14 protein-coding genes are annotated in these 12532 nt (G+C 63.7%); 8 read left to right on the plus strand and 6 right to left on the minus strand.

The features are described from left to right. Positions 1 to 71: 71 nt before the first annotated feature. From RUGAMON1_RS09760 to RUGAMON1_RS09790, 7 genes are all read left to right on the plus strand, one after another. Positions 72 to 581, plus strand: coding sequence for a hypothetical protein (locus tag RUGAMON1_RS09760; protein WP_445230317.1), 510 nt, complete (start codon positions 72 to 74; stop codon positions 579 to 581). 864 nt (positions 582 to 1445) lie between these two features. Then, positions 1446 to 1745 carry a helix-turn-helix transcriptional regulator gene (locus RUGAMON1_RS09765; protein WP_445230318.1) on the plus strand — a complete coding sequence of 100 codons (300 nt, stop codon included), beginning with the start codon at positions 1446 to 1448 and terminating at the stop codon, positions 1743 to 1745. A 784-nt stretch (positions 1746 to 2529) separates the two neighbouring features. Beyond that, positions 2530 to 3240 carry a choice-of-anchor J domain-containing protein gene (locus tag RUGAMON1_RS09770; RefSeq protein ID WP_445230319.1) on the plus strand — a complete coding sequence of 237 codons (711 nt, stop codon included), beginning with the start codon at positions 2530 to 2532 and terminating at the stop codon, positions 3238 to 3240. A gap of 190 nt (positions 3241 to 3430) precedes the next feature. Then, positions 3431 to 4141 (plus strand): choice-of-anchor J domain-containing protein, encoded by a 711-nt coding sequence (locus RUGAMON1_RS09775; protein WP_445230320.1) that lies wholly within the window; start codon positions 3431 to 3433, stop codon positions 4139 to 4141. Positions 4142 to 4221: 80 nt separating this feature from the next. Next, the gene (locus RUGAMON1_RS09780) at positions 4222 to 4539 is read left to right on the plus strand and encodes a hypothetical protein (RefSeq protein ID WP_445230321.1); all 318 of its coding nucleotides are present in this window, start codon (positions 4222 to 4224) and stop codon (positions 4537 to 4539) included. A gap of 98 nt (positions 4540 to 4637) precedes the next feature. Next, positions 4638 to 5111 carry a glycine zipper 2TM domain-containing protein gene (locus RUGAMON1_RS09785; protein ID WP_445230322.1) on the plus strand — a complete coding sequence of 158 codons (474 nt, stop codon included), beginning with the start codon at positions 4638 to 4640 and terminating at the stop codon, positions 5109 to 5111. A gap of 142 nt (positions 5112 to 5253) precedes the next feature. Continuing rightward, positions 5254 to 5694: a hypothetical protein gene (locus tag RUGAMON1_RS09790; protein WP_445230323.1), complete on the plus strand. Its 441-nt coding sequence runs from the start codon at positions 5254 to 5256 to the stop codon at positions 5692 to 5694. Here RUGAMON1_RS09790 and RUGAMON1_RS09795 read toward each other — a convergent pair. The 6 genes from RUGAMON1_RS09795 to RUGAMON1_RS09820 form a co-directional block, all read right to left on the minus strand. Then, a complete protein-coding gene (locus RUGAMON1_RS09795) occupies positions 5688 to 7508 on the minus strand; it encodes a sensor histidine kinase (RefSeq protein ID WP_445230324.1) in 1821 nt (606 codons plus the stop codon). The genes RUGAMON1_RS09790 and RUGAMON1_RS09795 overlap by 7 nt on opposite strands. Positions 7509 to 7510: 2 nt before the next feature. Beyond that, a complete protein-coding gene (locus tag RUGAMON1_RS09800; protein ID WP_445230325.1) occupies positions 7511 to 8032 on the minus strand; it encodes a cache domain-containing protein in 522 nt (173 codons plus the stop codon). After that, positions 8010 to 8501: a cache domain-containing protein gene (locus RUGAMON1_RS09805; RefSeq protein ID WP_445230326.1), complete on the minus strand. Its 492-nt coding sequence runs from the start codon at positions 8499 to 8501 to the stop codon at positions 8010 to 8012. Before RUGAMON1_RS09805 ends, RUGAMON1_RS09800 begins: the two co-directional genes overlap by 23 nt. A 125-nt stretch (positions 8502 to 8626) precedes the next feature. After that, positions 8627 to 9811, minus strand: coding sequence for an ABC transporter permease (locus tag RUGAMON1_RS09810; RefSeq protein ID WP_445230327.1), 1185 nt, complete (start codon positions 9809 to 9811; stop codon positions 8627 to 8629). A gap of 44 nt (positions 9812 to 9855) precedes the next feature. Beyond that, a complete protein-coding gene (locus RUGAMON1_RS09815) occupies positions 9856 to 10599 on the minus strand; it encodes an ABC transporter ATP-binding protein (RefSeq protein WP_445230328.1) in 744 nt (247 codons plus the stop codon). Next, positions 10596 to 11837, minus strand: coding sequence for an efflux RND transporter periplasmic adaptor subunit (locus RUGAMON1_RS09820; protein WP_445230329.1), 1242 nt, complete (start codon positions 11835 to 11837; stop codon positions 10596 to 10598). The genes RUGAMON1_RS09815 and RUGAMON1_RS09820 overlap by 4 nt, the downstream gene beginning before the upstream one ends. Positions 11838 to 12091: 254 nt before the next feature. Here RUGAMON1_RS09820 and RUGAMON1_RS09825 point away from each other — a divergent pair. After that, positions 12092 to 12532, plus strand: a 441-nt coding sequence (locus RUGAMON1_RS09825; protein WP_445230330.1) for an alpha/beta fold hydrolase, incomplete at its 3' end; no start/stop codon positions are given.

Genomic DNA, 12532 nt, shown 5'->3' on the forward strand with positions numbered 1-12532 from the left:
TACGATAATAGACCTATTAGAACCTATTAGACCGCCACAATGTTATTTTTAATGTGTTGATTTACAATTAAATGAAACTGAAATTTCATGGAATTTCTGCGCTGCCGTTTCTAATTGCAGCCTGGAGCAATGCGTATGCAGAGGCTGATGCGAAAAGTACGACCTGTCCTGTCAAAAACAAGGTAAGCGAACCGACCATTTATTTGATCGACAAGGATAGCAAGCTGGTGAAAGGGCCTGTGGATTTTGGAACTTTTGTAACCAAAGAAAATTTCGCTTCGGATTACCTGGTCAAGGACACCCAATATAGAGCAATATTATTTCCCGCCCGGCTGGAGATAGTCGGAGAGGAATGCAATATTTGCATAAGCGTAAAGAAAATCGCGCCGATCTGCCCCAATTCGTCTACCTTCAGCGTCGGGGTAGGTATGGTCTTCAAGGGTCTACCCGGTGCGGTTTCTCCATATAAGGTCGACGATCCATTTGAATTCCGGTTTGTGGATAAAAAAATGGGAGTAGATCCGCAGGTAAAGTTAGAATTCGACGCGCGTATCGTCGGTGTATTGGTTAAAAGTAAGTAACCAGTATTTGCTGACATAGCGCTCATACGGTTCTTTATCGTTGGTGTCATCGAGTCAGATGAGTGTTTCTGGCCACCGTGCTTGCCGCAGCAAGGACGGTTTGTAAAGGCCCCGGGACACCACTCCCGTGTAGGCGGTATGTTCACTGCTTGCCCGCGCCGCATGCGCGTATGGCGCCGCGATCCGCTCCTTGTAGAAGCCTGATCGCGGTGGGACCAGTTACCCAGGGTCCATGGGGTGCGCCTCGCACACGTTGTCGGCCCACGAGGGGCAAGATTGGCAAGCAGCGTTCTGCTGCGCTGATAGCGGTAGATCCGCTGTCACTGGCCGCCGTCACTGAGAAAACAGCGGCGCAGCCCATATAGCGCTTGGTTGCTAGCGCGTCGTCACTGGCAGCAGGCCGCCAGTAACGACGCGCGGTTTGCGCCGCAGACTATGGCGGCGCATAGGACATGCACGCGGCGGCAGATCGCCGCGTGAGGTGGGGACGGTGCGTGAATGCGCACGATGTGACGCGCATCGTCCTCGGGGGAAGGATGCGCAATATGGATGCAACCTATCCAGGCTGATCGCGGGTTCGCTCAAAGGCGAAGCCAATCTAGAAACGAATGTGGAGACTAAGGGCGCGTGACGAGCGCTACGCCTGGCGCGATGCCAGGTTGCGCGAAGGGCGATCCCTCGCGTCGAAAAGCATATTGTCCTCCACCTGGCATCGCGCCGGCACCACCGACATAAAATTTTCGCCGATTGATTTGTCGAACGCTGATGAAAAAAGACCCGCGATAAACGGCCTGATTTCGGTTGGCGCTTGCACAGACAACGGTGCATCGTATCGTTCAGCGATAACCACCACTGGAGGACCACATGAGAACGCTACGACAGTCTCCTCAAGCCGATCAGGATTTCAGCACGCTCCGTGCCCTCGAGTCCGAAGCACATCTGAAGCCCCCTCAGAAGCCGGTCTCAGCTAAACAAAGGGCGGACCGCACACCGATGCTCTACAAGATCACCAGCGTGATGGAACTGCTGGAAATTTCTCACGCGACGGTGTACCGAATGGTCGCGAGCGGCCAGCTGGACCTTGTAAAACTTAGTGCCCGGTCAAGCCGGATCACCTCGGCGAGCGTAGCGCGCATCCTTGCGCAAAAAGGCTCCAAGGACTAAGCTAATAGCACAAGGTTCTTGCATCAGAGGAACCAAACCGAGTGCGATTTGGCGCAAAACGGGATTTTTGACGGTAGTTTTGAGACTGTACTTTCAGACAGCCAGCAACCACAAGGCCTACTTTGCCGTGTGATTCCGGCTCCCGCACCATGAACTCGTATCAAATCGTCGCACCAAACATCAAAACCCGCATGCTTCCAAGCTTGGCGGGTTTTTTGTTGTCTGGCGCTGTCTCAGCCGATTTCGTCCCGTACCGCTGCAGTACTAAGTACGTACAAACGCAAACAATGGCCCGTAATCTCGGCGGTCGACTTGACGATGGTTCCCATGTGGAAATGGATGAGTCAGAACTAAACGCTGATGCAGGCATACTGCTTGCTCGCCAATTGGATCAGTGCTGAATTCGCGCCAGCATTTGATGTCTTCAAGCAGGTCGCGCAAATTGACACTGATCGCCTATAATCGATCAACCCTTCAAAAATTGATCGCTTATAGGCGATCATTCTTACCCTATTCGCCATGCCTAACGGCCTTGGTGCTCCCGACGCCCGATACGTCGCCCCTGATCGCGCCGATGAGCTTGCGAAACAACAGCCACTGGACCGCTTCGATGTAGTTTCCCGCTAAAACGGCATAAACCATATGCAAGATTATTCCATCTTCCATATTTCCATTATGCATATGCTATCGTCATTTCACGCAATCCCGCCTGCTGCGGATTGCGTGGCCCGGTGCGGCGGGGGGCCCGCCGGTATTCTTTCGATAGTTTGATGGAGGTGTAGAAATGGCTGTATCGTTTAAACCTGCTGTGATGTCCACCCTGTTGCTGGCCATGGCCTTGAGCGCGGGCGCCGCGTCGGCCAACGCGCTCAGCGAGAATTTCGACGGCGGCGTGCCGAGTGGCTGGACGGTCGTCAACAACAGCAATCCACAGGGCGACCTCAACTGGTTCCAGGGTAACCCAGCCGTGTTCGGTGCCCAGCAGGGCGCGCCCACTTCCTACATCGGCGCCGCCTGGACCAGCGGCAAGGACGTGTCGGCCATCAGCAATTGGCTGATACTGCCGACCTCGACCTACCACAACGGCGACACCCTGTCGTTCTACACCCGCACCGTCGAAAAATCGATCTTCCCGGACCGCCTGGAAGTGCGTTTCAGCAATGTCGGCGGCGTCAACGTCGGCGGCGCGGCCGACAGCGTCGGCTCGTTCAGCTCGCTGCTGCTGTCGGTCAATCCCGGCCAGGACGCCGGCGTTTATCCGGAAGCGTGGACCAAGTACAGCGTGACGCTGAACGGCTTGTCCGGCGCCACCAACGGCGCCTTCGCCTTCCATTATTCGCTGGATGACGGCGGCCCGAACGGCAACAGCTCCAACTTCATCGGCATCGACACCGTGTCGATCACCGCCGTGCCGGAACCGACCACCTACCTGATGCTGGGCGCCGGCCTGGGCCTGCTCGGCCTGGCACGCAAGCGCCAAGCCAAGGCCGCCTAAGGGAAGCCGCCCCCGCCGTACTTGTTGTAGTAATTCATATAAATCATATGCAAACTTGTTTTAATTTCCATAATTTAATTGTGCATATGTTATCGTTTGGTCATGCGACCTCATCTGTACAGGATTGCATGGCCCGGCGAGGCGGGGGCCTCGCCGGTATTCCCCTAGATAGTTTGATGGAGGTGTAGAAATGGCTGTTTCGTTTAAACCTGCTGTGATTTCCACCCTGTTCCTGGCCATGACCTTGAGCGTAGGCGCCGCATCGGCCGATGCGCTCACCGAAGGTTTCGACAGCGGCGTACCAACCGGCTGGACGGTCGTCAACAATAGTGTTCCGCTGGGCGTAAACAACTGGTTCCAGGGCAATCCATCCGTATTCACTTCGCAGCAAGGCGCGGCCAACTCCTACCTCGCAAGCAATTTCAACAGCGGCGGCGGCGTGTCCACCATCAGCGATTGGCTGATCCTGCCAACCTCGACCTACCACAACGGCGATACGCTGTCGTTCTATACCCGCGGCGTCACCGACTCGGCCTACCCAGACCGCCTGGAAGTGCGCTTCAGCAACGTCGGCGGCGCCAACGTCGGCCACTCGGCGTCCAGCGTCGGCACCTTCAGCTCGCTGCTGCTGTCCGTCAATCCCGACCTGGACGTCGGCGGCTATCCGGAGGAATGGACCAAGTACAGCGTGACCCTGAGCGGCCTGTCCGGCGCCACCAGCGGCGCTTTCGCCTTCCACTACTCGGTGACCAACGGCGGCCCGCTCGGCGACAACTCCGACTACATCGGCATCGACACCGTGTCGGTCACCGCCGTACCGGAACCGAGCACCTACCTGATGCTGGGCGCCGGCCTGGGCCTGGTCGGCCTGGCACGCAAGCGCAAGGCCAAGGCGGCTTAAGCGGCAAGCTGCGGTACGCCGGCGAGACGGGCGGCAATCGCCGCCTCCGCCTCGCCGGCCCGATCCGCTAGAATGGCGGCATGCCTCCCGCCAAACTTCCCAAATTCCCCGGCCCGCTGACCGCGCGCGGCGCCGTGCTGGCCATCCTGATTTCCGACGCCGACCAGACCGGCGCGCCGCCGCTGCAAGGCCGCACCTCGCTGGCCGCCATCGTCAAGACGCTCAAGCGCAAATACAACTGGCCGGTCGAGACCAGCAGCTTCCCGTCCAATACCGGCGACGGCCGCGCCAGCTGGGCCACCGTCTACAGCCTGCCGCCCGCCGTCATCGCCAAGGCACTCGCCAGCGGCGGCCGCGAATGGCTGGAACGCCGCAACGCCGCCCATGGCGCGCCGTAACATCTGCTTACTCTGGAAACACTTTCTGCGTCACCCGCTTTGCTCTCCGGCCCGTTATATGGACAAGCGCCACCGTGGCGCATTTCAGGAGAACAAAAATGACGACCACCCCAACCACCCGCATCCACCCAATGATCGCCGTAGCGGCCGTGTCGCTGACGCTGGTCAGCCTGGTCGGCGCCGCGTCGATCGCCGGCCTGCTGCCCAGCTCGCACGCCACCCCTGACACCGCCCCGCTGGTCGCCAACGCGGCCCCGCAAACCAGCGCACCACTGGTCGCGCAGGAAGCGCGCCGGCCCGTGGTGGAACACCGCACCGTGGTGCACCATGTGACCCCGCAGGTGCGCCGCGTCGACAGCAACGGCGACAGCGTCCAGGCGCCGGTGGCCCAGGCGCCCGCCCCGGCTCCGGCTCCGGTGGCACAGAACAGCCCGCTCGGCATGGGCATCGGCGCGGTGGTCGGCGGCTTGATCGGCAACCAGGTCGGCGGCGGCAAGGGCAAGACCGCGGCCACCATCGCCGGCGTGGTCGGCGGCGCCTACGTCGGCAACGAGATCGCCAAGAAGAACTAAGCCACGCCCACGCAGCACCACGGCCCGGCCCCGCACAGGGGACCGGGCCGTTTTGTTTGCGCCGGCGCAAAGCCGGAATTAGTTTCTCAGTGGAAAATATGACATAATGCTTGCCGCCCTACCGCCACACATACCGATCGTCATGACCACCGCCACCGACCCACACGAAGACTTGCGACATTTCTGGCACCAGCGTGTCAAGGCCAGCCGTTGGCTGATCGTCAAGACCTCGGCGCTGGGCGCGCTGGCGGCGATATGCGGCGTGCTGGGCCAGGGCTGGCTGGAGGACGCCAGTCCGCTGTTCCCCATCATCAGCCAGAACTACGGCGCCTGGCAGGCCGGCTATCTGCTGGCCCTGCTGCTGATCTTCCTGCTGTGGGCCGCCGCCATGCTGCAAAAGTTCAGCCTGCTACAAAACAGCAAGCAGGGGCGCGACATGCAGCAGCGCATCGACGAGCACAACGAGCGCATCGCCCAGCAAAAGCAGGAAGCCAAAGAGCGCCGCGAACTGGAACAGAAGGAAAGGGAAACCGCCTCCTCCTTCTTCAAGACCTCCGCCCGCAGCAGCAAGTTCGACTACTGATCGGCCGCAGGGCGCGCCGCCGGCGCCGCGCGCGGCAGCACCAACCGCAGGCTCACGCCGCCGCCAGGCGGACTCTCCAGTGAGACCGTGCCGCCCAGCATGCCGGTGGTCAGGTTGTAGACAATGTGCATACCCAGTCCCGAACCGCCCTGCCCCAGCTTGGTGGTAAAGAAGGGATCGAACACCCTGGCCAGATGCTCGGGCGCGATGCCGCGCCCATCGTCGCGGAACTCCAGCAGCACATGGTCGTCGCCCACCGGCTCGGTGCGCAGCGTCATATTGCCGTGTTCCATGCCCTCGAAGCCGTGGTTGACGGCGTTGCTGACGAAGTTGGTCAATACCTGGCCCAGCGCGCCGGGATAACTGTCCATCGCCATGCCGGGCGCCAGCCGCAGGTGCAGCCGATGGCGCTTGAGGTACATCGGTTCCAGCATCTGCGCCACTTCCTCGACCACCAGCGACAGGTCGAAGCGGCGCCGCGCATCGCCGGCCTGGTCGACCGCCACCTGCTTGAAGCTGGTCACCAGTGTCGCCGCGCGCAGCAGGTTGCGCACCAGGATTTCGCTGCCCTGCGCCAGCGCCGCGCCGGTCTGCTCCAGCACCGAGCGGCGCGGCCGCTCCTGCCTGAGCTCTTCGCCGATCTGCGCCGCATGGCCCTGCAGCGTGCTGGCCACCGTCACGCAGTTGCCGATCGGCGTGTTCAATTCGTGGGCGATGCCCGCCACCAGCGAGCCCAGCGCCGCCATTTTCTCGGCCCGGACCAGTTCCGTCTGCATGGCCTGCACCGTTTCCAGCGCCTGTTCCAATTTGAGCGTGCGCTGCCGCACGCGCGCCTCCAGCTCCACGTTCAGCTCGCGCAGCCTGGTCATGTGCAGCAGCAGGAAGTAGGTCAACGCCAGCACCAGCGCCATCAGCGCCGCGCTCAGCACCACCCGGTCGCGGCTGCGCTGGCGCCAGTCGGCCAGCACCGCGTCCTGCTCCCGGCCCAGCGCCACCACCAGCGGAAAGCCGCGCACCCGGCTGTACGACACCAGCCGCGGCTTGCCGTCGTCCAGCAGGTCGGTGGCGTCGAACGCGCCCTCGGCGGCGCCGCGCTGCAAGCCCTGCATGAAGGCGCTGGCTGAAACGTCGCGGTCTATCGCGCGTGCATCGAACGGCGAGCGCATGACGACGAAGCCCGAGGTGCTCACCAGTTGCACCACCGCGCGGCTGGAACTGGCGACGCGCTCGTAGGCGTTGCGGAAATAGTCGATCCCGATCTCGGTGCTGGCCAAGCCCAGGTGGCGTCCGCCGTGGTCATACAGGTTGCGCGCCATCGGCAGCACCCACAGGCCGTCGATGAAGCGCTGGAACGGCCGGCCGATCAGCACGCGTCGGTTGTCGGGGTGCAGCAGCAGCAGCGGGATGAAGGGGCGCTCCTCGGCGCTGAACACAAACGCCGGGAAGTCGCTGATGCTGGCCCAGCGCTTGCCGTCGCGGTTGACGAATTGCAGCGCGCCGGCGCTGCGGCTGCTGTTGAGGATCTCCTCGATCAGCGCCTTGACCTGGGCGTCGCCGGCCGCGCCGCCGTCGCCCAGCGTGGCGCAGGCGTCGGCCACCTGGGCCAGCCGCTCGGCGCCGGCCGCCATCTGCTGGCCCGCGTGCTCGACCAGCAGGCGCGCGGCCAGCAGACCGTTGTCGCGTTCGGCCGCCAGCGTGTTGCGCCGGTCCTGGGCGATGCCCAGCCAGGTCTGGCCGCCAATCACCGCCGCCGTCACCAGCGCGAACGCCGTCAACGTGGCGCGCGGCCCCGGCCAGTGCAGCAGCCGTCGCATGGTCAGCGCTGCCCGCCGGCGTCGACCCACTGCTTGGGCAGGCCACAGCCGAGGATCAGGTCGTCGACCCGCTCGACATAGCTGGTCTTCAGCTCCACCTGGCGGCCTGCCGCGCCGTTCGGCCAATGGTAGTCGACCCAGCCCCTGCCGCTCTTGCCGGCGCCGATCTCCAGCACCCGGCGCGTGATCGGCACGCCGTCGGCGTCGCTCATGTCGAGCAGGTTTTTGCCTATCAGCAGGGGAAACATCGGATGGGCCAGCAGCACGCCGCTGCCGTCGGCGCCGTAGACGAAGATGTACAGCTCGCCGTCGACGAACTGGCCGTCCGGGCGGCTGAATTCGGCCAGCGCGCGCTCGCGGCCGGCGCTACGGACGAAGGCGGCGGCACGCCGCACCAGCGCGACGGCCTCGTCGCGCGTGCGCACCTTGCGCGGCGCCGCCCCGGCAGTCGCCGGCCAGGCCAGCAACAGCGCCGCCCGCAGCAGCCGGCGACGCCCGTGCCTATCGATAGATGCCGGTGCCAAGACAGAGCTCCGCACCGGGCACCCGCTCGATATAGCCGGACTTGGGTTCCATTTCCTTGGTGATCGGATTGGGCCAGCGGTAGTTGACCCAGCCCTTGCCGTCCTTGCCGTAGCACAGCTTGACCAGCTCACGGATCAGGTACACGCCGTCTTGGTCGCGCATGTCCATCTTGTTGGTGCCGCGAATGCGCGCGTTCTTGCCATGGATCAGCTGGAAGCCCTTGTCGTCGACCGAGAACAGATACAGGTCGCCGGCCTTGTTGATGTCGCTCTTGCTGTTGAACGGACTGTCGGCATTGTTGAACTCCGCCGCCGCTTTGTCGAGACCGTTGTCCTTGATGTAGGCCTGGGCCTTCTTGATCAACGCCAGCGCGTCGGCCTCGGTACTCTTGTCGGCCGCCTGGGCCCCTGCGGCCAGCAATATTGCCATTGCGGCCAACAACATATTGCGATGGGAGGACAAATTCATGACGATCTCCTTTCAATCGGAAAGTAACGCTGAAATCATCATAGTCTTGGCCGCCCCGCATTGAATATAGCTGCAGCGAAATTTCTGCGGACGCTGTTGTAAAAACCGCGTCCGCAGCCCGGCGCCTACTCGTAGCGCAGGCAATCCACCGGCAGCAGCTTCGACGCCCGGCGCGCCGGATAGAAGCCGAAGAACACCCCCACCAGACTGGAGAAGCCGCACGCCACCACCACCGCCTGCACGGTGATGAACACGTCGAACTTGCCGGTCGAGGTGATCGCGGCCGCCGCCCCGGTGGCCAGCATAATGCCGAACACGCCGCCCACCAGGCAGATCACCACCGCCTCCGTCAGGAACTGCAGCAGCACGTCGCGCGGCTTGGCGCCGATCGCCATGCGGATGCCGATCTCGCGGGTGCGCTCGGTCACCGACACCAGCATGATGTTCATGATGCCGATGCCGCCGACGATCAGCGAAATCGCGCCGATCAGGCCCAGCAGCGCGGCCAGGCCGGCGCTGATCTTTTGCGCGGTCTCGGCGAACGAGGCCAGGTTGTCGATGCGGAAATCGTCCGGCTGCTCGAACTTGATGTGGTGCCGGTCGCGCAAGGTTTCGTTGATGTCGGCGATGGCGTCCTGCAGATTGCCGCCGGACTTGCCCTGCGCCACCACGTAATGCACATTGCCGGGGAATGGCAGCCGCACCAGGTTGGCCGCCGACGCCGTGATCGGCACCAGCACGTAGTCGGCCAGGTCGCCGCCGTCGACTTGCTTGCCCTCGCCGTACAGCACCCCCACCACCTGGAACGAAACGTTCTCGATGCGGATGTACTTGCCCAGCGGGTCGACCTTGTAGAAGAACTGGTCGGCGATCTTCTTGCCGATCACCACCATGCGCGAGACGGCGCGCACGTCGGCGTCGCTGAAGGCGCTGCCCTTGTCGATCTTCCAGCCGCGGATCTTGAACATCGCCGGGGTCACGCCGTGCACCGTCTTCGAGGCGTTCTCGTTGCCGACCGCCAGGTTGAAGCCGCCCTGCAGCACGCCGGCCGCGCCGGCCAGCGACGGCAGCGCGTTCAGCGCCGCCGCGTCGGCCATGGTCAGCGCCGGCGCCGCGCCGCTGCGCATGCGCTGCTGCTGCGCGCGGTCGCCGCCGGGCGAGACGAACAGCATGTTCGTGCCCAGCTGTTCCAGCTCCTTGGCGATGAAGCGCTTCATGCTGTCGCCCACCGCCAGCAGCAGCACCACCGAGGTGATGCCGATGATGATGCCCAGCATGGTCAGCAGCGTGCGCAGGCGGTTCGCCATCATCGAGCGAAACGCCTCTACCACTATCTGTAAAGGATTCATATGATTTACACGGTTATGGGTTCGTGGCTCTGCGACATCAGCCGCAAGCCTTCGGCGGCCGGGCCGTCGTACAGCACATGGCCGTCCTTGAGCCGCATCAGCCGCTTGCTGTAGGCCGCGATGTCGGGCTCGTGCGTGACCAGCAGGATGGTGATGCCGCGTTCCTCGTTGAGCTGCTGGAACGAGCGCATGATCTCCTCGCTGGTCTGGGTGTCGAGGTTGCCGGTCGGCTCGTCGGCCAGGATCAGCGGCGGGTCGCCCACCAGCGCGCGGGCGATCGCCACCCGTTGCTGCTGGCCGCCGGACAGCTGGTTCGGCGTGCGCTTCGCATAGTCCTTCAGGCCGACCCGCTCCAGCTCCACCAGCGCCTTGGCGTGCGCCTTGCCGCGCGAGACGCCGGCGTAGATCAGCGGCAGCGCCACGTTCTCCGCCACGCTCATGCGCTTGATCAGGTTAAAGCTCTGGAACACGAAGCCGATGGTGCGGTTGCGGATGGTGGCCAGCTCGGCGCGCGACAGGGTCAGCGTGTCGACGCCGTTGAGGTGGTAGCTGCCGCCGGTGGCCTGGTCGAGGCAGCCGAAGATATTCATCAGGGTCGACTTGCCCGAGCCGGACTGCCCCATCACCGCCAGGAAGTCGCCGCGCGGCACCGCCAGGTCGATGCCGAACAGCACCTGGGTCTCGACGTTGCCGGAAAAGTAGCTCTTGGTGACCTGGCGGATATCGATCAGCGGTTGCGGCGCGGTCACAGCTCACCCTGCTTCTCGTTGATGGCGCGGGTGATCACCTTGTCGCCCTTCTTCAGCTCGCCGCCGACGACCTCGGTGTAGCGGAAGTTCGACAGGCCGATCTTGATGTCCCTGGCCACCGGGTTGTTCTTGTCGTCCATGGTGTAGATCTTGAACGAGCGCGCCAGTTCGCTCTTGCTGCGGAAGGCGGCGTCGTCTTCCGGCGGCGCCTCGGCCACGGCGGCGGCGGAGGCGCTGGCGGATGCGCCGGCGGAGGCCGTCTTGGCGGCGGCCGCCTTGTCCTTCTTGGCCTGCTTCTCGACTTCCTCGTCGCTCAGGCGGAAGCGCAGCGCCGCGGTGGGAATGCGCAGCACCTGCTGGCGGTTGCCGACCAGCAGGCGCACCTGCGCCGTCATGCCCGGCTTGAGCAGCTCGTCCTGGTTGTCGACGTCCAGCACCACGTTGTAGGTGACCACGTTCTGCACCACGTTGGCGGCCAGCCGGAACTGGCGCATGCGGGCGTCGAATTCCTTGTCCGGATAGGCGTCGACCACGAAACGGGCCGCCTGGCCGTCCTTCAGCGCGCCGACGTCGGCTTCCGAGACGCTGGTGTCGATCTGCATCTTGGTCAGGTCGCGGGCGATCTGGAACAAAGTCGGCGTGGTGAACGAGGCCGCCACGGTCTGGCCCAGGTCCACCGTGCGCTTGATGATGACGCCGTCGATCGGCGAGCGGATCACGCTGTTGTCCAGGTCGGCCTGGGCGCGCGCCAGCTGTGCCTGCGCCAGCTGAATGTTGGCCTGCGCCACGTCGACCTCGCGCTTGGACTGGTCCAGCGCCAGCGGCGAGATGTAGCTCTGCGTCACCAGCGTCTGGTTGCGCTGGTGGGTGGCCTGCGCCAGCCGCAGGCTGGCCCGCGCCGACGCCAGCTGCGCCTCGACCTGGCGGATCTGGGCGTTGAAGATGGTCGGGTCCAGCTTGAGCAGCACCTGGCCTTTCTTCACATGGTCGTTGAAGTCCGCCTTCAGCTCGCTCACCGTGCCCGACACCTGCGAGCCGATGTTGATCAGCGCCACCGGGTTGATGGTGCCGGTGGCCGTCACCGTCTGCGTGATGTTGCCGGTGTCGGCGGCGGCCACGCGGAAGCGCGGCGCCTCGACCACCGGGGTCTTGCTTTTGGAATACCAGGCGGCGCTGGCGCCAGCGATAACCAGCAGGCCTATGGCCAGCACAATCTTCTTCTTGGTCAGAAAAGCCATCGTCTCGTGTGTCCCGTAGGTGAGATCCGTCGATATGCGGATCAGCCCGCCAAGTATATGGCGTTTTGCAAGGAATGCAACATGGCAAGGATTCGATAGCTCCGCCCACGCCGCCTCCGCCTTTGGGCGGAGCGCCCGCCCACCCGATCGCGGTATGTGCAAAGTTGCAGTCCGGGATTGCACGTATGGGCGTTCCCAGCGCGGCCATTCCTGCCTACCATGGGGCACATCATCACTCACCAAGGAAGCCCATCATGTCCAGCAAAGCACTCGATTCCTCCCGCCGTTCCGCCCTGGTCGGCAGCGCCGTCACCGCCGCGGCCGCGGTCGCCACCGCCCTGCCGCTGGCCGCCGTCAGCGGCAACAGCCAGGCCGCCGCCGGCGCCAAGGTGCAGAAAACCGCCAGCACCATCACCACCCGCGACGGCGTCGAAATCTACTACAAGGACTGGGGCCCGCGCGCCGGCCAGCCGGTGATCCTGAGCCACGGCTGGCCGCTCAACGCCGACAGCTGGGAGTCGGCAGCCTTCCACCTGGCCAACAACGGCTTCCGCGTCATCACCCACGACCGCCGCGGCCACGGTCGTTCGAGCCAGCCTTGGGACGGCAACGACATGGACCACTACGCCGACGACCTGGCGCAGCTGATCGAAGCGCTGGACCTGAAGAACATCATCCTGGCCGGCTTCTCCACC

It is taken from the genome of Duganella rhizosphaerae (genome assembly GCF_040364205.1).
In the GTDB taxonomy this organism is placed as follows: Bacteria; Pseudomonadota; Gammaproteobacteria; order Burkholderiales; family Burkholderiaceae_D; genus Rugamonas; species Rugamonas rhizosphaerae.